This window comes from Candidatus Ryanbacteria bacterium CG10_big_fil_rev_8_21_14_0_10_43_42 (assembly GCA_002793915.1).
Taxonomy (GTDB): Bacteria; Patescibacteriota; Minisyncoccia; order Ryanbacterales; family 2-02-FULL-48-12; genus 1-14-0-10-43-42.
This window is the reverse complement of record PFEF01000003.1, coordinates 147,303-166,448: the sequence shown is the minus strand read 5'-3', so window position 1 is coordinate 166,448 and position 19,146 is coordinate 147,303. Positions and strand designations below refer to the sequence as shown.

23 protein-coding genes and 2 tRNA genes are annotated in these 19,146 nt (G+C 41.1%); 20 read left to right on the top strand and 5 right to left on the bottom strand.

Translation table 11 applies throughout. The features are described 5' to 3' along the window. Positions 1-291: 291 nt before the first annotated feature. Positions 292-363: transfer RNA gene (locus tag COU90_01255), tRNA-Arg, on the bottom strand. A 313-nt stretch (positions 364-676) separates the two neighbouring features. Here COU90_01255 and COU90_01250 point away from each other — a divergent pair. The 11 genes from COU90_01250 (at position 677) to COU90_01200 (ending at position 8,367) form a co-directional block, all read left to right on the top strand. Next, on the top strand, positions 677-1,543 hold the full coding sequence (locus COU90_01250; GenBank protein ID PJE64873.1) for a mechanosensitive ion channel family protein: 867 nt from the start codon (positions 677-679) through the stop codon (positions 1,541-1,543). A gap of 114 nt (positions 1,544-1,657) precedes the next feature. Next, positions 1,658-1,852 (top strand): hypothetical protein, encoded by a 195-nt coding sequence (locus COU90_01245; GenBank protein ID PJE64872.1) that lies wholly within the window; start codon positions 1,658-1,660, stop codon positions 1,850-1,852. 89 nt (positions 1,853-1,941) lie between these two features. Further along, positions 1,942-2,445, top strand: a complete 504-nt coding sequence (locus COU90_01240) for a hypothetical protein (GenBank protein PJE64871.1) — start codon at positions 1,942-1,944, stop codon at positions 2,443-2,445. A gap of 119 nt (positions 2,446-2,564) precedes the next feature. Further along, positions 2,565-2,638, top strand: a tRNA-His gene (locus COU90_01235). 157 nt (positions 2,639-2,795) lie between these two features. Beyond that, positions 2,796-3,431, top strand: coding sequence for a hypothetical protein (locus tag COU90_01230; GenBank protein PJE64870.1), 636 nt, complete (start codon positions 2,796-2,798; stop codon positions 3,429-3,431). A gap of 86 nt (positions 3,432-3,517) precedes the next feature. Beyond that, positions 3,518-4,207 (top strand): DUF4918 domain-containing protein, encoded by a 690-nt coding sequence (locus tag COU90_01225; protein ID PJE64869.1) that lies wholly within the window; start codon positions 3,518-3,520, stop codon positions 4,205-4,207. A 23-nt stretch (positions 4,208-4,230) separates the two neighbouring features. Further along, positions 4,231-4,557: a hypothetical protein gene (locus COU90_01220; protein ID PJE64868.1), complete on the top strand. Its 327-nt coding sequence runs from the start codon at positions 4,231-4,233 to the stop codon at positions 4,555-4,557. Between the two features lie 159 nt (positions 4,558-4,716). Further along, positions 4,717-5,391, top strand: a complete 675-nt coding sequence (locus tag COU90_01215; protein PJE64867.1) for a hypothetical protein — start codon at positions 4,717-4,719, stop codon at positions 5,389-5,391. A gap of 235 nt (positions 5,392-5,626) precedes the next feature. Beyond that, on the top strand, positions 5,627-5,995 hold the full coding sequence (locus COU90_01210) for a hypothetical protein (GenBank protein ID PJE64866.1): 369 nt from the start codon (positions 5,627-5,629) through the stop codon (positions 5,993-5,995). 78 nt (positions 5,996-6,073) lie between these two features. After that, on the top strand, positions 6,074-8,041 hold the full coding sequence (locus tag COU90_01205; GenBank protein PJE64865.1) for a hypothetical protein: 1,968 nt from the start codon (positions 6,074-6,076) through the stop codon (positions 8,039-8,041). Beyond that, entirely contained in the window at positions 8,038-8,367 is a 330-nt protein-coding gene (locus COU90_01200) for a hypothetical protein (protein PJE64864.1), read from the top strand. The genes COU90_01205 and COU90_01200 overlap by 4 nt, the downstream gene beginning before the upstream one ends. Positions 8,368-8,416: 49 nt before the next feature. Here the strand turns inward: COU90_01200 and COU90_01195 are convergent, their stop codons facing one another. Together COU90_01195 and COU90_01190 are read right to left on the bottom strand one after the other, a co-directional pair. Beyond that, entirely contained in the window at positions 8,417-8,908 is a 492-nt protein-coding gene (locus tag COU90_01195; GenBank protein ID PJE64863.1) for a hypothetical protein, read from the bottom strand. 11 nt (positions 8,909-8,919) lie between these two features. Further along, a complete protein-coding gene (locus tag COU90_01190; GenBank protein ID PJE64862.1) occupies positions 8,920-9,264 on the bottom strand; it encodes a hypothetical protein in 345 nt (114 codons plus the stop codon). Positions 9,265-9,303: 39 nt separating this feature from the next. Here COU90_01190 and COU90_01185 point away from each other — a divergent pair, with 39 nt between their 5' ends. Then, entirely contained in the window at positions 9,304-9,486 is a 183-nt protein-coding gene (locus COU90_01185) for a hypothetical protein (GenBank protein PJE64861.1), read from the top strand. A gap of 94 nt (positions 9,487-9,580) precedes the next feature. Here the strand turns inward: COU90_01185 and COU90_01180 are convergent, their stop codons facing one another. Further along, positions 9,581-10,444, bottom strand: coding sequence for a hypothetical protein (locus tag COU90_01180; protein PJE64860.1), 864 nt, complete (start codon positions 10,442-10,444; stop codon positions 9,581-9,583). Positions 10,445-10,735: 291 nt separating this feature from the next. Here COU90_01180 and COU90_01175 point away from each other — a divergent pair, with 291 nt between their 5' ends. The 4 genes from COU90_01175 to COU90_01160 all read left to right on the top strand — a co-directional run bounded on the left by COU90_01175 (position 10,736) and on the right by COU90_01160 (position 14,168). After that, positions 10,736-11,455 (top strand): hypothetical protein, encoded by a 720-nt coding sequence (locus tag COU90_01175; protein PJE64859.1) that lies wholly within the window; start codon positions 10,736-10,738, stop codon positions 11,453-11,455. A 402-nt stretch (positions 11,456-11,857) separates the two neighbouring features. Then, positions 11,858-13,066 (top strand): hypothetical protein, encoded by a 1,209-nt coding sequence (locus COU90_01170; protein PJE64858.1) that lies wholly within the window; start codon positions 11,858-11,860, stop codon positions 13,064-13,066. Positions 13,067-13,113: 47 nt separating this feature from the next. Beyond that, positions 13,114-13,842 carry a hypothetical protein gene (locus COU90_01165; GenBank protein PJE64857.1) on the top strand — a complete coding sequence of 243 codons (729 nt, stop codon included), beginning with the start codon at positions 13,114-13,116 and terminating at the stop codon, positions 13,840-13,842. Positions 13,843-13,985: 143 nt separating this feature from the next. Then, positions 13,986-14,168, top strand: coding sequence for a hypothetical protein (locus tag COU90_01160; protein ID PJE64856.1), 183 nt, complete (start codon positions 13,986-13,988; stop codon positions 14,166-14,168). A gap of 356 nt (positions 14,169-14,524) precedes the next feature. Here COU90_01160 and COU90_01155 read toward each other — a convergent pair whose 3' ends face one another. Further along, on the bottom strand, positions 14,525-15,019 hold the full coding sequence (locus tag COU90_01155) for a hypothetical protein (GenBank protein PJE64855.1): 495 nt from the start codon (positions 15,017-15,019) through the stop codon (positions 14,525-14,527). Positions 15,020-15,457: 438 nt separating this feature from the next. Here COU90_01155 and COU90_01150 point away from each other — a divergent pair, with 438 nt between their 5' ends. The 4 genes from COU90_01150 to COU90_01135 all read left to right on the top strand — a co-directional run bounded on the left by COU90_01150 (position 15,458) and on the right by COU90_01135 (position 19,124). Then, positions 15,458-16,360 (top strand): hypothetical protein, encoded by a 903-nt coding sequence (locus COU90_01150; protein PJE64854.1) that lies wholly within the window; start codon positions 15,458-15,460, stop codon positions 16,358-16,360. 1 nt (position 16,361) lies between these two features. Then, positions 16,362-16,775 carry a polyketide cyclase gene (locus COU90_01145; protein ID PJE64853.1) on the top strand — a complete coding sequence of 138 codons (414 nt, stop codon included), beginning with the start codon at positions 16,362-16,364 and terminating at the stop codon, positions 16,773-16,775. Positions 16,776-16,862: 87 nt separating this feature from the next. After that, positions 16,863-17,723, top strand: a complete 861-nt coding sequence (locus tag COU90_01140; protein ID PJE64852.1) for a hypothetical protein — start codon at positions 16,863-16,865, stop codon at positions 17,721-17,723. A 171-nt stretch (positions 17,724-17,894) separates the two neighbouring features. Next, positions 17,895-19,124, top strand: a complete 1,230-nt coding sequence (locus COU90_01135) for a hypothetical protein (protein ID PJE64851.1) — start codon at positions 17,895-17,897, stop codon at positions 19,122-19,124. Positions 19,125-19,146 lie beyond the last annotated feature (22 nt).

The window sequence follows — 19,146 nt, the reverse complement described above, 5'->3', positions numbered from 1 at the left end:
CTCCGCGCGTGGCACATTACCGGTTTTTGAAATAGGTTTTAACTTGGTACAATAGAGACACACATATAAAAAGCGCCTGTTGCGGCGCTTTTTATTTTTCGACAGGCATAGAAATACCCTCGGAATGCATACAGCAATTCCGAGGGCGTCCGGAAGAAGATGTCTGCCGATGTCTGTTGCCGCTTTGGCCATTTCATTTCGGGCAATCGCCCAGGCCTTCTCGGTTTACATAGGCGGCAGACGGGGAGTATGTTGCAAAAATGATACCAAATCATGCTATAAAAGCAAATGTGCTCCCAAGAGGATTCGAACCTCTATCACAGGCTCCGGAAGCCTGCATTCTATCCATTGAACTATGGGAGCGAATAAATCACTAGTGATATATCTAGATATATCACTAGTGATTATATATACTATCTATATATGGCACGAAAGCAACACAACCGCAATATTCGAAATATCCAAAAATCCGGAGGTACCTATTACGTAACCATACCTATCGACATGGTGCGTGCGCTTAAGTGGCGCGAGCGGCAGAAAATAGAATTTGCGCTCGATGAGCGAACTCAAACACTCCGCATCAAGGACTGGAAAAAATAAAGCACCTATAGTAGTCTGTACAAGATTCAGCAACGATTTTCAGTGCGATAATTTCATTACAATCTAAAACAGACATATGATCGATTTCTCAATTTCATCGCTGGCGGAGGCTTTCCTTGCATGGATGGGAATGCATAGTATCCGTATTATCCTTATTTTCGCAGGCGGATTTGTTGGTATTCGCTTGCTTCGGCGTATCATCAGCGCCAGTTTTGAAAAAGTCGTAGATAAAACATATAAACTGCGCGACCACGTTGCCAAGGAAAAACGCCAAGCAACACTTGAAGGCGTCGCTTTTTCCATTATCAACATCGGCGTATGGATTATGGTCGGACTTATGGTAGCGTCCGAGCTTGGTATTGATATTGGTCCTCTTATAGCGGCAGCCGGCATTGCCGGTATTGCTGTTGGTTTTGGCGGTCAATATTTAATTCGCGATCTTATCTCCGGTTTGTTTATCATCATGGAAGATCAATATCGCAAGGGAGATGTGGTAAAAGTGGGCGGTATTTCCGGTGTTGTGGAAGATATTACCATTCGTCGCACGGTTCTTAGGGATTTGGACGGTGTCGAACATACGGTGCCGAATGGTGAAATAAGCGTAACATCCAACATGACAAAAATTTGGGCGCGGGCACATTTGGATATAAGTGTCGGGTACGATACCAATTTGGATAAAGCCATTGAGGTACTAAACCGCGTAGGGAAGGAAATGGCGGAAGACGAACAATGGCAAGATGATATTATAAAGCCGATTGAGTCCGTGGGCGTAAATGAATTTGCCGACTCGGCCATTATGATAAAAGTACTTGGAGACACTAAGCCGATGCAGCAATGGGCGGTAATGCGTGAGTATCGAAAACGTATAAAAATGGCATTTGATAAAGAAGGTATCGAGATTCCGTTTCCGCAAAGAACGGTGCATATAAAAAATTCCCGGTAAATATTAAAAACTGCCACCGACGGTTTTTAATTGACGTTACTGTTGTTACGCGGTATTCTTTGTTCTAGAGCATTCGATTAACATACAAGGAGAGACGCCATGTCGACCGAGAGAATGATAGAAATGGTGTACAATGCGGGAAAGAATAACGATGATAATCATTTTACGGAAGAAGAAGTATGGCAATTTGCTGAGGGAAAAAAACCGGAAAAAGAAATGCATCTTTTGGAGTGCACAAAATGTTCGGATAAACTGAAAGCATTTCGCTACCTCCATGAAAATTTTGGCGGAGTTTACGGCGATCACTAATCACTTTATAGTTATAGGTCTTCCATGGCCTTTTTCTTTTTCCGACAAAAGGGGGTGCTATGCTTTCTCGGAAGGTATTTTTCGAAATAATGGAAGAAATGAGACGCTATTATCGTGCCGATCGCAACGGTTTGGGAGGCGCTTTGTGGGAACGGTATCTTGAGGTTGATTTTTTACCGGTGGAATATAAAGGTCAGTTTACTGACATAACACAGATCTATTTTCCCCGAAACTCTTACGCCGTGCATGATGTGTTGTTTGATAATGGAACAATAAATGAGGTTTTTCGCGATCCAAATCTTACAGTATGGAGTACGCCGACACTTAATTCAGTAAGAGGTACGCCTAAGTATGAAAGCATGTTCGATTGTACATTTATGGGGGATAGTGCATTTTTCGCCCGCCTTGCTCTTCTCGCCACATTACTTCCCTGTAAGTCAACCGAAGTATTTGAGTACTATAAAAAGAGTTTCGGTTGGGAGATTGATATATTTTGCCCTTTTTGTGGAAGAGGGTATGTGCCTATATTAGGATGGAGTATTACCTCAATACGTAAACGGAACAATATGCGTTGCCAAGAACATGATCCTTAAGACCTTAATGGTCTTTTTCTTTTTCCCAAAATAATCTGCCACAAGTCTTCTGAAGGATTGTTTTCGAGCGTAAATTTTGGTACAGTATCAGCATTCTTAGGAGATATGCAATACGCATGGTGGCTGTAGCTCAGTGGTAGAGCGCTCGGTTGTGGTCCGAGTGGTCGTGGGTTCGAATCCCATCAGCCACCCATCGAAAAAATCTTTATTTTGCAATGCAAAAAAGTTCTATACCTGATGGGAGTTGAACTTTCTTAACAGTTGAATTTTATGATCATTTGTGGTATATATGTGAGGAATCATGATCTGCTGGTCTTTCAGAAAATCAAACTTTTGTATAGGAGGTAAAAATGCAAAATCAACAAGTGATTGAAACCCAGCTTGAGTTTTATCGAAAAGGAGGTGCGGGGTGTTTATTCGCTGCGCATGCTGCAGGCGATCCTGCTAGATATGGGTGGAGGTTGTCTGTTAGCAAAGTAGATAAAGAAGAGATAGTGCGCCTGGTGCAACAAGCAATATCGCTTGATGAGGTTTCAACGCAGAGCATTATTTTCCCATCTATTATAACCACTGAGGATTTTAGGAATTTTCTCCTTCTTCTAAAAGATGCATCCCCGTTTTTTCTTGAACAAGAAGTGAAGTTCCGGGGAATGATTTGCTTAGGCTATCGGGTTCTTATTGGGAAGGCTGTGTCTTGGGTTACGGGTTTTGGCGGTTTTGAATTCTTGCCAAAAACGCGGCAAGCGGTATTTACCGAGATTGTCTTTCGTAGCAAACAACGACCGAGGTATAAGAAGGTTATGAAAGAAGCTCCTCTAGGAGTTATTCACCTTGCGGATATGCGCATGCACGGAATGTCCGAGAACAAATTTCAATCCCTATGGTATGGGTCTTTCGACAATACCGAAAGGGTCATTGGCCACAAGCCCGACTTGCGAAGTGCCGCAAAGACAACCTTCGCTGTTCCGGTCAGTATGTGGAAATGATGCCAAAATCGTTGAGGGTTGTGCAAAATCTGTACCGCCCTTTTATATTTGTTTATAATGAGAAATATAAGTGGTTTATTTAAACAATGTCAACATCAACATTTGCTGAAAAGGCAAGTATGTTCTACGAAGGACTATACGCACCGCATAACCTGCCATACGGGGTTGAGGCTGTACATCCATACAAGCAGGCAGATGTTAGAGATAATATAAAAGTATTTCTTAATAAATTCTTTTGTGATACTCAAAAGAGAATATTTGTATTGGGGATCAACCCAGGTCGTTTTGGATCAGGAATAACCGGAGTGCCATTTACTGATCCAATCGCTTTAGAAAAATTTTGTGGCATTGATAATGCTTTTGTGAAGAAAAGGGAATTATCCTCAGAGCTCATGTATACATTTATTAATGAGTGGGGTGGTTCTAGGGTTTTCTATAGTAACTTTTTTCTGTCTGCAGTTTCACCGATTGGATTTATTCGAGATGGAGTAAATTATAATTATTACGATGATAAAGATATGTTAGAGATAACGAAACCATTTATTGTTAGCACATTACAACAACAACGCTCTTTCGGAGCTAGAGATACGGCGATCTTGTTAGGCATTGGGAAAAATCAAAAGAAATTCACTGAGCTGAACAGAGAATTTGGATTTTTTAACCATGTATTCGCAATCGAGCACCCGCGTTTTATAATGCAATATCAGAGAAAGAATTTGAAAGAATATATAAAAAAATATCATAATGTATTTTCTCAAGCGCTTGAGACTTGTTAGAGATTATTCAGTAAATTAGAATCATGAACGGAGATATTGATCGCATCATTAAATTCACGGCAAAACATTTTGTATTTGATGAAAAAACATATCCGGAATTGGTAAATAACTCCAATAAGCAGCGGTTGATATTCGCTATTCGCCACTCCGTGTTGCATCTTGCTAAGACATCCGGCAAAGTAGCTTCTATTAGTGAAGCTGTTGATCATGGTAAGGAGGTTGACATGGCACAGTTAAGGGCTGATATTTCTAAAGCTCTGATTGCAGTGTTGCGTTTGGCAGAAGTTATAGGCATGTCAGAGAATGATATAGTTCGCACAATTGAGGAAAAGTATAATGATAAGATATGAAAGTGGAGTACGAAGCAACATTTCCAAATATCGATAAAGACGATATTCGCCACAAGTTTGAGCAAGTGGGAGCAGGGCTTATAAAGCCTGAACGATAACGAATAACGGGGTCAGGGACGCTTATTGACCTATAATTTCTCCACTTGCTATGGTTATTCCATGCCCCGCAACCAACGCACCGATGTAGGAGGAATCATCTATCATATAATCAACCGCGCAAATGCACGCATGCGGATATTTAATGAACCCAAAGATTATCAATTGTTTGAAATAACGCTCGCTGAAGCAAAAGAACAAGTACCGATGCGTATTCTTGCATACTGCATCATGCCCAACCATTGGCATCTGGTACTCCATCCTAAAAAAGACGGCGATCTACAGAAGTTCATGGGATGGTTTACGCTTACCCACACCCGAAGATGGCATGTATTCCATAAAACAATCGGATCAGGACATCTCTATCAAGGCAGGTATAAATCATTTCCTGTTCAAACCAACGAATATTTTATACAACTCTGTAAATATGTAGAACGCAATCCATTACGTGCTAAACTCATCAAACGAGCAGAAAACTGGAAATGGTCCAGTTTATGGCGCAGACAACATGGTACCAAAGAACAGCAAAAACTCCTTTCCCAATGGCCAACCGGAATTCCTGATGACTATCTTTCCTATGTCAACGAGCCAGAAAAAGATGATGAACTAGAAGAAGTGCGCTATAGTGTAAACAGAGGAAAACCGTATGGTAGGGAACAATGGACCAGCCGCATCGTTGACCGATTTAACCTTGAATCAACCATTCGAGATCCTTGGCGACCAAAAAAGCGTCCCTGACCCCGTTATCGTCAGAATTTGAAGAATTGGGTATCCGTAGCCAAGATGATTTCAAGAGGCATATTGAAAACGTGATAAATAATCCTTCTCGTACTGACGATCTGCCGAGGAACCGTACTCAATATTATGATTCAGACTCAAACACATATATTGTTATTGATCGTAACAGTTCAGATTACGGTACAGCATTCCGTCCAAAAGATGGAGCAGATTACTACGATAGGCAATTGGAGCAATGATAAGTTTAATTATTACAAATATGAGATTTGAACAAGTTGAAATCAAGATCATAAAGGGAGCATATCGAGAATTATTATTAGGTATTGAGTTGTCACGATTCGGTGCGCCTGCCTCGTTTTCTGAAGTAGAGGCAAAACATATTGACGAGATGGTTAGAAATATAACCGCAAATGAAGAAGTGAATTTTTCCTGCAACGAGATCAAAGTTTTACGAAACATGTTATCGGATTTAATGCGAGAATTAAATATTTACGAATTTAGTACTCGAATGGGCTATTCTTTGAGTGAAGTCTTTGTCTTATTTATAAAAGTGAAGGAAAGTGTTGATACTATTTGTATTGATTTACCAAACCAGAATAGTTAAATTCCAACACAACCCTACCGCCACGGCCGTGAATATCCAACAAAATCCTATAAAGTTGTTGGTAACTTTTAAATTCCTATGATCCGCCTTCTCATCATATTTCTCACCACAGCGTTCCTAGTATCGCCATTTTTGGTATTCGCAAACACACCAGTAACACCCACCTCACACGAAGTTCCTTCACAACAAATTTCAGAATCCAAAGGTCGATTACTAAAAGCGACGACGACCACACAAGCATCGAATTACGGCTACGATCACACGGGAAGCCGCGTATTCCTCAAAGAAGGCCCTTCGACAGGCTCAGGGCAAGCAACAACCACGTACGCCAACAAGTACTATTCCACTTCAAGTGCTACAACCACCAAACATATTTTTGCTAACGGGCAATTAGTCTCTACCGTTGAAGTGACCGCAGGGGGTGGGGGAGGAACGCCTGAAACTATCGCATATGACGCGACAAGCAACAGCGGAAGTAAGTTAAACGTAAGTTCTTTCAATTGGTCACATACCACAAGCGGCACTAACAGGCTTTTAGTTGTTGGTGTTGCTATGAACGATTCCACAGATTCTGATAGAACGGTAACAGGCATTACATACAACAGCGTTGCCATGACCAATGTGCGCGAGGACGATAATGATGCGGATAATAACTCCACTAGTTTATGGTATCTTGCGAATCCTTCAAGTGGTGCTAATACTATAGCGGTAACATTAAATGGTACAAACAGCGGAGCAACGGGAGCAGCAATATCACTGACTGGCGTTGATCAATTAAGTCCGCTTGACGCCCAAAATGGATCAACCCTCACAAATAACAATTCCTTAAGCACCAGTGTAACAACGATTGCGGATAATGCATGGGTAGTGGACATTATCTTCTCTGAAGTCGGCTCTCAAGGAACACCTGCAGTGGGAGCGGGTCAAACACGAGTTGGATTGGTAGAAACAACGCCCTTTGACAGCGCCATAAGCTATGAAGGACCTAAAACTCCTGCAGGCAGTGTCACCATGAGCTGGTCTAACACGGTTACGGGAGGCGCTGACTGGTCACAATCAGCCGCATCCTTCAAACCCGCAACAAGTGAGGGCGGAGGTGAGACCGCAACTACCACAAGCTATATCCACACTGATCATCTTTCAGGAACTAGTGCGATAACGGATGATAGTGATGAGCTGGTGCAGACACTCGACTACTACCCGTTTGGGAGCTTGCGGGTTGATAAACAGGAAACGAATTTTAATGAGAAGAGAAAATTCACTGGATACGAATTTGATGATTCTACCGGGTTGAATTATGCGGGTGCGAGATATCAGAATCCAAGCGAGGGAAGATTTACTTCGCAAGATCCGGCATCTCGAGACAATCCGGGACAATTCCTCGCCGATCCGCAGCAGATGAATATGTACAGCTATGCAAGAAACAATCCTTTAATTTTAGTTGATCCAACTGGAAATGGTGTAAATCCTAGTCCGATATTTATGAGTTGGCATGGTTATGATGTAACATGTTTGTGTAGAGATAACGGTTTAATTCTTAAAACTGGAGAAGTTTTTGGCGGAAGAGACCGTGCGTTAGAAGCAATTGCCCGAAATCATGGAAACATTCAGGCAGCAAGCAGGGAAACTGGCGTTAGTGAAAATATTATCAGGTCAATCTATTACGAAGAACAATCGCACCTTGTTCCTGGAGAAGCATTATACGAGCAGGCGTTTTTCGATAGAGTTAATGGTGGTGTAGGTGAAATGCAGGTTTCTATGAATACTGCACTAAGTGTCGGAGCCGATCCAAGACAATTAGATGATCCACAAAGAAATATTCTAACTGGAGCAAAAGTTATCCAGAACATACAGCAACAAGGAGCAACTACACCCTACAGTATTGGAAAAGCATATAATTCACCAAGCTCAGCACATGGAGATCGATATGGCCAGCGCATTGAATCATATTCAGCGAATTCTACATACCAACCGAATTTAGTGGAAAATCTTACTAGCTTGGTAAAAAGTCTCACCCAATTAGTTCAAACTCTTTCAAATCTATGAGCATGACTAAAGGAAAAAAGATATTTCTAGGCATTGTTATTTCTATTGTTGTAATTCTGACAGTATTACTTTTGTTGGCATTGTTTTATCCGTTAATAATAAGGTTTACTCCCTACTTTAAAACTTGCAATAAAGTGCAAGTCGGAATGACTCAAGAGGAAGCATTCAACACAATGAAGCCATATGAAAAATACACAAGTGGAAAAGGTTTTCTGTGGGAATATACTGGAGAGACTGAATATAATTATGGTACAAACAATGGAGCTCAGTGCCGTATCTTTGTTAAAGATGGGAAGGTGAGTCGCGTAGCATTCGAAGCAGACTGATCTATTCGTCATCTCCACTTAAAAAAGCCAGATATGGATATCTGGCTTTTTACTTCTTTCCCTGTGATTTACTAAAAACAGTTATGGCCCAGAGTATAATCCCAAGCTCAAGAAGAAACGACCAGTGAAAGACAAAATTCCAGACCCACCAACCATATTTTGCGGGAACGTCGATTAGGACAAAGCTGGTATCTGAGAATGGATAAAACCAGGCAATGCCTCCTGCTATTGTGTCCAGAAGTAGATGAAGGGTGATACTTGTGAAAAATATTACTGTCGGAAGGAGATATTTTTGGTTGAGTTGTTTAGAGATTAAAAGGAATAAGTACCATATGACAAAGATACCCACCCAGAAAATCGGCACATGTAGCCAATAGTCATGATGTAGAGTTTGGCGGTTATCGACCAGATAAAACCATAGGAGATCGATATCGGGTAATATACTGGCAACAAGGCCTAGCCAAAGGTATTTATTTACTCGCTGTTTCTCTTGGAGTTTCTTAGTCAGAATATATCCTGCTGGAAAGTGAGCTATAAACATATTGAGGATTATTACAATAATCTTATATGTTTACAAGGTATTTTTTCTATACCGCATTTACCCGATCCATATTTTTTTAGTCGCCCATCCTCAGCAAACTTTTGTCGCGGACCGCGATGTAGCAAACTCGTATCAATTTCACCTTCAATCCGAAATGGGATTTTGCTTTCGTCATTCGGCAGGTCTATTTCTTCGTAAGCTGATGATCTGATGGGTACCGATCCGATGATTGTTGCTTTGTAGTTTTGATAAACCACTTTCTCAATGTGGTCGGTCAGGAACTTGCGCTTTGATTCAAAGTCATTGCACTTTTCTAGTTGGTTTTTTGCGCTGTCGCAGAACTGCCGGATGCTCATAACGGGGTCAGGGACGCTTATCCAAAATGGCCCACTGATATGCCCGATGATTACATTTCTTATGTTAATGAACCAGAAAAAGATGATGAACTGGAAGAATTGCGCTACAGTGTAAACAGAGGCAAACCGTATGGCAGGGAACAGTGGATCAACCGCATCATTAACCGATTCAATCTTGAATCAACCGTTCGAGATCCTTGGCGACCAAAAAAGCGTCCCTGACCCCGTTATCGTTATGCCCCGTTATCCATGACCCCGTTATCACGTTAGAACCTGTTTGACGGCAGGCAGGCATGTTTAGTATGTTAATTCTTCTTTAGATATTTTTTTCGCCCTTAGTCTTAAAAGATTTATCTAGTGACGCTTTTAGAAATCCGTGTGCGATCTTCCCCTCGTCAACATAAACAAAAAGTACTGTTCTAAATACAGATCCCAATGTCCTACCTAGAACGAACAGAAAGAGGAGGCTGATAATACCTCCACCTAGAAATATACCGGACGTGAAAATACCTTCACTCCGAAATCCAATGACAAGAGCGATCACTGAAAGAAAAACATAGGGCAACAGGAATAACCATATCTTGATATTTCCTACAATATTTTCACCAAATGATGATTTGAGCACGCTCGCCGACTGCTTAATCGCTGTTACCATATCTGCATTTGTAAGGATGAGAATAGGTAGAGAGAACAATGTTAATATCCTCCATGCAAATAGCGTAATTTGACCAAATATTTTTCCAACAAAGCTTTTACCATATAACCTGTCAACAAAATTCATTAGAGTAGAAATAATGCTCCAAAGCAAGATATTTGCAATTTTATTGAAAGCTTTAGTAATACCATATCCAATACTTATTCTTTTCCCTTTTATTGCTACATGTGTACTTGTTATGAGCGCTGCCTGAAAGAATGATTCTATAAAAAATATTATGAAGAGACCAATAAGAATAGGAATAGATATGGACACATCTCTATTCGTTAAATAATCAAAGAGTTCTTGGATTTCATCTATATAAACTCCGAAAAGGAGAAGAGTTGTTACTAGCAACGCAAATGAGAGCATGGGAAACACCAAAAGCTTCCTCTCCTTATTTAGGAGACTAATACAAGAATGGACAATATCTTTAGTAGCTTTATCCGATTCTTTTGTTTTACGATCATCTATACTTGCCTTCATATATACTTATAGTTTATCAAAGACTTCCATAACTAGCTAGAATTTCTTAGTATTGTTACATAAAAAGATTTTTCGATGGGTTGTCGGTAAGTGGACCAAATTAGATTTTAATCTTATTTATACATATAACATAACCTCCCCTTACCTGAGAGCGCATACGCTACCCCACCTGACTATTCATTATTTCAAAAGAAAAAGCTCTAGCGAAATCGTTAGATAACGGGGGTCAGCAATAACGGAGTCAGTCCTGCTCTGTAGAAATCATAGACATCCCATGGTACAATATGCGTAATGACAACATCAAAATCTCCAAACAATATAGCGCGTGTAGCATATCAAACCGCTAAACAATCAATACCCGCCTACCGTACCATCAAAAGTCCCAAGAAGTTCACCCAACATCAACTTGTCGCCTGCCTGGTACTTAAAGAATTTTTCAAAAAAGATTACAGAGGCATAGGAGAGATCATTGAAGACTCTTCAGATCTCAAAAGAATACTGGAACTGGAAGAAATACCTCACTATACTACGTTGCAAAAAGCAGCTCAGAGACTTACTAAAAAGAATACACTCGATAAACTCATTACAGAAATACTTTCGCTTGCGGTGAAAGGAAAGATCATGAAAAAAAAGATACTCTTGTCTGCTCTGGACGGTACGGAGTTAGAATCCCACCATATCAGTAAATACTTTGTAAAACGAAGAGATAAAAGTGCTTCCTATTACCAAATGACACACTATACGCGATATCCCAAGGTGGGAATTATTGTTGATTGTAAATCTCATATCATACTCTCCGGCATACCCGGACGAGGACCATTCCCCGATCATGTACACTTCAAGAAAGCGGTTACGGAAGCTCAAAAGAATATCTCTTTCCAGACGCTCTTAGCTGATGCCGGATATGATAGTGAGAAGGCACACGTATTTGCTCGTGAAAAGCATCATACTCGCACCATCATTCCTCCCCATGGAGGTCGTAAGACCACTAAGCTTCCTACCGGAAAATAGCGTAAACTCATGGCTCTCCGTTTCAACAAGAAACTCTATGGTCAGAGATGGCAAGTGGAAACGGTAAACTCCATGATCAAACGTAATCTCGGTTCCTTCCTTCGCGCACGTTCCTACTGGAGTCAGTGTAGAGAAATCATGCTCCGGTTATTCACCCATAACGTGATGATTGTTTGGGGATAGGGGTTTTCTACAGAGCATGGCTGACCTCGTTATCGTTATGTACTGACCCCGTTATGTAATAAATTCTAAAGTTTTTCGATAAGAAGGGTTTTATCAAAGCGTAGCTCGCCGGGAACACGCATTAGATAAAAATAAAGTGTTACCGAAAGTGGACATTGACAAGGCGTTTTAAAAAGAGTAGCCTTCTCGTAAAATTAGCTCGCTGAAAGGGGGATTAAGATGAAGCTAGGCGACTTGTTTGTTGGTGATGCGTTAAGCCACACGATATACGGAGAACGGTACTTAAATGATTCGAAGGGTAGCTTCTACGATTATTCAGATGTTGACGCGCGGTATGACCCGCAAGGTCCCATACCGCATATTAATCTGCCCTATACGCTCTTGGCTCTTGAAAAATGTATCGTGTTGCAATCTGTACCGCCGAAAGAACTGCTTGATTGGGTACGGATTGGCGGAAAATATCGCTTCTTTTGGCATCCTGACGTTGCGCGGCCTGGGTTGGATGTGGCTGGTACTGTATGCACACAGCCAACAAGCTCTACGCGTACTTTGCTGACAGAAAACGGCTTACGCGTTTACATCAAAACCGACCTGGATAAAAAGCATTTCCGCTTTATACGGAGATTACACCGAAGTTCCATTGAACACAGCATCGCTGTTTGTTCCGATTTAAGAAGTATGTGCAATGAGCGTTCCGATACGGGACGTTATGCATTTTTGCCCGAATCTCTTGGAGTGGTTGTGCAGGGTGGGGATTATGAAGGATCCGGCGTTATATTCCGGGAGACACGTCCCCATCCTCCAGTGGAAGATGTACGCGTTTTAATGCCGTACCATTCACTGTATGCTTCCGATCCGCAAGAGCCGGACGATGAGCCGCTTTTGGTGCAGATTGTAAAGCTGCACGGAAATCGGCATCCGCTAGAGTATTTCGTTGCAGAAATCATTGGACCCATTCTTGAGGCATGGACGTTGTTGATTTCAGTTCGGGGACTTCTGCCGGAACTTCACGGCCAAAACACGTTGGCGGAAATAGACGCGAATTTGAAATTACGGCGGGCGGTGCATCGCGATTTTCAAGGCATATACAGCGACTCGCGCACAAGATCAGCGCTCGGCTTGCCACTGTTCACCAAACACGTTGCGGGTACGGAATCCGGTACAACAGTGCAATCACAATATAGCCACGTTTTTGACGGTATGATTGGCAGGTATTTGTTGGTAAGATTATCAAGAGCTTTCTGCGCTCATTTTTCTGTGCCATATGAACAGATCATCTCGGAAATCCGAAACTATCACCACGCTATACCTGCTTGGAAAGTTGCAGATTTTCCGCCAATGACATATCGGTTTGGCACATCCGCAAAAGATCAAGTTGGAAACGAAGTACAGCTCGTTGATTCCGGAGAAAAACCGGAATTTAGGTAAAAACAACGCCTGTTGCTCATACCGAGTAACGGGCGTATTCTATTATTATGAAAGTGCACAAGTTGTCATCCGTATTCTTCGGGGAAACCGCTATTTTTCATTACCCTGCGAAAGAAAAAACAAACCAAGCTGTTTTGGTTTTGAAAGGGCTGTATGGACAGCATGTCCTAGTAGGTACACAGAGTAAACCATCGTGGGATAACAAACTGGCAGAGCTGTTGGGAAATAAAAATAACGTGTTTCTTTTTAACACGGGGAGGCGTAATGCAGAAAAAAATGATGCGTTTATCGGAAAAACATTTCAGCAGGAATGCGATGATGTACAAAACGCGTTTACATATTGCAAAGAGAATATCTTGCGGGAAGAAGTTGTGTGGGGGACTGTTGCAATGTCGTTTGGCGGCACTATTCTTATTGGTTGCCCAAACGTATTACAGGCAATGCAAGCAGTTGTTATGATAGGAAGCGGTTGCGGGAAAAGTCCTACTACAACAAAACCGCTTCTATCAACATTACCTGATACGTCTGTTTTGTTGGGGTCTTTAAATGAATTTCACGGTTCGCTGTTTTTCCTTCACGGCGGCAAAGATGATGTTGTGCCAAAAGAATCACAGCAAAAAATTTATAACAGTACAACTGCCTGCTTTTCGCGCGGATGGGTTGAGTTTCCCAGTTTTAATCACGAGCTTGTTGATCCGGAAAATGGCGTATCATACACGGCAGCGGCAGCTGAAAAGTTTTTAACACTTGCTTTTGACGGTATTTTCAATTCTTAAAATATACGCCAGCCGCTCCCGCCATAGCTCCATAAGCTCTCTATCGCAAAGAGTGGTTATAATATCATTCTGGAGATAACGGATAACGGGGTCAGATAACGGATAACGGGGTCAGGGACGCTTATCCAAAATGGCCCACTGATATGCCCGATGATTACATTTCTTATGTCAATGAACCAGAAAAAGATGATGAACTGGAAGAATTGCGCTACAGTGTAAACAGAGGCAAACCGTATGGCAGGGAACAGTGGATCAACCGCATTATTAACCGATTCAATCTTGAATCAACCGTTCGAGATCCTTGGCGACCAAAAAAGCGTCCCTGACCCCGTTATCCCTGACCCCGTTATCCCGTTATCCGTTATTTGCTGTTATCCTCATTTTCTTTTTTGTGAAAATGAAAAAACGTCCGCGCGCGGTGAACGATTCAAAAAAAGAAGAAACGGCATGTACCATTATACTATAACGCTACAATAAAAAACGGTTTTTCAATGCAGGTTATGATGAAAAACCGTTTACATACCGTAAAAGAGCAATTAGAAAAAAAAGTAAACTATCCCGACCAGACAACCAATGAAACCAGTAGTACACGCAGTAACAACTGGAAACACAAACCAAGCGGGGTGTTTTTTGTGTTGCTCCAGCGCCTCTACAAATTCTTTTGTTGTCATATACACTCCTTTCATGTAACAGTATTTTTACTCAATGTCCATATGCTTAAAACAAACAAATGAACCCAAAGTGTTGCGACGCCAACATGAAGGATATAAATACCCATGGTATGGCTGATCAGACGATCGTAAACCGTTAGAGGTCGTGTGTAAGGCTCTCCCAATCTGGCAAAATGCGCATCTTGCAAATCTAAAACATCTTCCAATTCCCTGCCCCGCTGTATCATGAGAATATAAAGATCAATGTTCCGCAATTCAATCAGAAAAATAGCAAGAGCAGCAATGGTACCAACACTTGGAAGCCCTAGAATACTAATCTGGCTAAGCACGGTCTGTTGTTGATAAAACTGACTGTACAAAGTAAGAAGTGCCGAATGCAACGTTACTGCAAACGCCGCTACGATGAACCGAAGGCTTACGAAAAATCTCCATGTTGTAGCTACAATATTGTATTCCGTACGATGGTTTTCCTGTCTAACATTCTCGGACTGATTGTTTTCTCCCATTTCATTGTTCTCCTTTTCAAGTACAAAAATCTGCTGTCATTCATAGCATGTGTACTGCAAAAAGCAAGAAAAAACGGAACCATTAAAGGTTCCGTTTGTAAGGATTTCCCTTCCTAATATGATATAGGACTTAGTGAACATCTATATCATTCCACATCTCTTCTTCACGCTTAGTTCGCAGGTGAATAGACGACTTATCTTCACTTTTAGTGAACAGAATTATGTCGGTGGTGTTTAACCTCGGATGAGCATACGCGGTTTGTATTCACATTGAAGCAAGGCCGTGGGTGATTCACTCCGATATTTCGCGGCGCAAGTTCCGGCCTCTTGGTAAAAAAGAGATTATGAAAATTTGTATGTTCGGATATTAGCACCATTACTCTAATTAATCATTAAAATTTGCTATAATGGCATTACTAAGAAATTACTCTTATAATTATGCAAAAAATTATCCCACATTTATGGTTTGATAAAGAGGCTATAGAAGCCGCTGAGTTTTATACTTCCGCCTTTCCTGATTCTAAGGTGTTGTATAAAACTCAAATTAAAGACACACCGTCAGGTGACTGTGATATTGTTGGTTTCGAAGTTATGGGATATAGCTTTATGGCAATTAGTGCCGGTCCGCTTTTTAAATTTAATCCTTCTATTTCCATAATGGTTAATTTTGATCCATCACAAGACAAAGATGCACGGAAAAGAATTGATGATATATGGGAAAAATTATTAGATGGCGGAAAGGCACTTATGCCTCTCCAGGAGTATCCGTTTAGTGAACGATATGGATGGGTAGAAGATAAATATGGATTCTCCTGGCAGTTAATCTACACAAAACCCGAAGGCGATGAGCGTCCTCTAATTATCCCATCAATGCTTTTTGTTACCGACACATGTGACAGGGCAGAAGAAGCAACCGATTTTTATCTTTCTGTCTTCAAGGATGCAAAACGAGGCGCTATTGCTCGTTATCCTGCCGGTGCAGAAGCAGGGGGAGGTAAGGAGGGCTCTGTTATGTTTACTGATTTCAAGCTGGAAGGTCAGTGGTTTGCTGCGATGGATGGCAGTAGTAAAATGCACAAATTCGCATTCAACGAAGCTGTTTCTCTTATGGTTAATTGTAAAGATCAACAAGAGATCGATTACTATTGGGAGAAACTTTCAGCTGTGCCGGAATCTGAACAGTGTGGATGGGTAAAAGACAGGTATGGTGTTTCGTGGCAAATAGTTCCTGAAAATATGAATGAATTAATGGGGAAGAATCCGGAAAAAACAACGCCGGCAATGCTTAAAATGAAAAAATTAATCATAGCAGATCTCAAAAAAGCCGGAGAAAAAAAATGATATGGAAAATACAATAACAGTACAAACAACAGTTACTGCTCCAATAGAAAAAGTATGGGAGTGCTGGAATGAGCCTAAACACCTCACAAAATGGGTGTTTGCTTCTGATGATTGGGAGGCATTATCTCCTGAAAATGATCTGCGTATTGGCGGAAAATTAAAAATCACAATGTCTGCAAAAGATAAAAGTCAGAGTTTTGATTTTATCCTTACCTATACTGAAATTAAAGAAAATGAATTACTCGAATCCGTTATGGATGATGGTCGTAAAGTAAAAGTTGAATTTAAAGAAACTGCTGAAGGAGTAAAAGTAATAGAAACGTTTGATCCTGAAAGCGAGAATAGTGAGGAAGTGCAACGCTCTGGTTGGCAAGCAATTCTGGATAATTTTAAAAAATATGTCGAAAACAACTAAACAAAAAGCGAAGTATATTGACGCATTCGTTCTCGTTGTACCGAAAAAGAAATAGGCACCCTCTCATTAAACTGCTATAATGACGCCATGAAGAGGTTACCCATAGCTATTATTGTTCTTGTCCTTATAGGAGTAGGATACTATTTTCTTGTAGGGCAAGATGGTGAGCTGGAAGAGGAGACAAAAACCCCACTGCCCGGTTCTTTTTCGGGCGTTGTTACAAATGTGGATCTTGATGCAATGGCTTATGACGGCCCTGCGCTGATAACTGTTCGAGATGATGACGAAAAAGGTGCAGTTATTGCGGTACCTTCTATGGGACTATCCTTCTGTGAAGCGTTTGAGCGCATTGCATTAGTTGGCGATATTGAGGTAGGTGATCAAATTTATGTTGAAGGGGATGTTGATGCACCGGGCCGTATTGTACCATGCGAAGATCCTACGCATTATTTGACTGTTACTAAAACCGTCCGCGATCGGACACGGGGGTATGAATTCACATACCGCAAAGGGCCCGATGGCTACATTATGCTTGAAAACACGGAAAGTCAGGACATTGACTTCATTTCCGGTGTAATGCTCATGAACCGTAATGAATATGAAGAACTGCAAAACAGCACCGACGCACGGGAAGGTCCTCCTGCTATTCATATCCGCGTGTATCAAAACCCAGATAACCTTTCAGCATTTGTCTGGCCGGAGCGAAAATCTCTTGAGTCAAACGTAGGACTTGCACTTGATGATCCAAAAGAAGCAGTGGTGGGCGGCGCAAATGCGAGTTTTTATACTGCAGACGGGCTCTATCCCATAGATACATATATAATCGCAAACGGTCAGTATGTATACGTGCTCATGGGTGCGTATAGAGATAAGGAATCAGATATTTACAAGGATTTTCAATCACTCGTTAACTCATTTACATTCATCCAAGCTCAGGGCCAAAATTGAATGGGTTCGTGATTTTGCTTACAGTCGTACTTGCATACATTTTGGAAAAGCATACTCCATATTCGGTAAAAACAAACCTCTTTTTATTTTAAGTAACTAGGTCAGATAATTGACAGAGTTATTTTTTTGTGGTATACAATATTCGAACCGGAATATATTGTTACGCATGACATGTTCCATGCTATTCGTTTTTTATGCGCGCTTTGTTTGCCACACGGTAAAAAGGGGGTTCCTGTGGAAAGAAATCGACTTGCAAAATATGCCATTGATCAATTTATTCATTTGCATGATGCGAATGATACAAGCTCATATCGGCGGCATTTGGAAGCAGTTATTTCTCTTATATGGAGTTTTCAAGAAAATAGGAATTTCATAGAAGAGCGTACATTAAAGGATCACATTCGTGAATGGCACTGTCGTAAGGCAATATTGTCAGCGAATAAGTATGGAGATATCGTACTTAATCCGAGACAGCGCATATCTTTTCGCATACGTTCTCTAAAGCCCGAATCGGCACATTTTCAAATATGGATTTTCCAAAGAGAAGACGGAACATTTGTTTTGTGTTCTGTGGGTCCCGATGAGACAACATACATGCATGATCTTCCGTTATATAAAGATATTGGAAAAAACAAAACCCATAAGCGTTTTAGAGCGAAACCGCAGGGGGTAATGCCAACACTTTCCGATGCTCTTTATAAGATTATGCTTACAGAGGGTATTGAAACAATACTCAATGCGGACGAAGAGTTTGCGGACGAGCGATATTCGGCACATATATCACCCGTTTGCAAGCGTCTAGAAAATGACTTCAATAAAAAACATCATGAATTCCTGATGTATAGAAGTGATTCGTACTACTGTGTTCATCCGCGCGGTTATGAAAATGGCATCATCGTTCCGTTGGCAAATGGAAACGGTAAAGGAAAGAGATTTTTTGTAAAAGTATATTGGGAATCCGGAGCGGGATATGTTTTTTATTTTGTACACAAGCACCGTAGCGGACCGGTACTTGCGGTAAAGATGAAAAAAAATAACCGCTTCGCTTATGTTCTTGCCAGAGCAGATACCATTACCATCGCTCGTGAAATGGCGGCATCCAAAGCGTTTCGGCAGAGAAACGGCATGCAGAACTTAATGTGTTTGGGTTGGGAGGATATTCATGTAAATGAACGACTTAGACAGGAAAACAATACTCCCTGTCTTGAACAGAAAGAGATTATAGATGAGGTAAGGCGCGTTCTTCAAAAACAGTATTCCAAAGAAGAGGTGTTCTTATTATTAAGCGCTTTTAATGGCGAGGAAGTAAATGAAGGTTTGGCATGGGCTCACGAGCAACTTAACATAAATGTTCCCGACCTTCTTAAAAACGATCCGGTATTACGGGATCTTATGTCTTAAGAGTAAATTTTAAACAGATTCA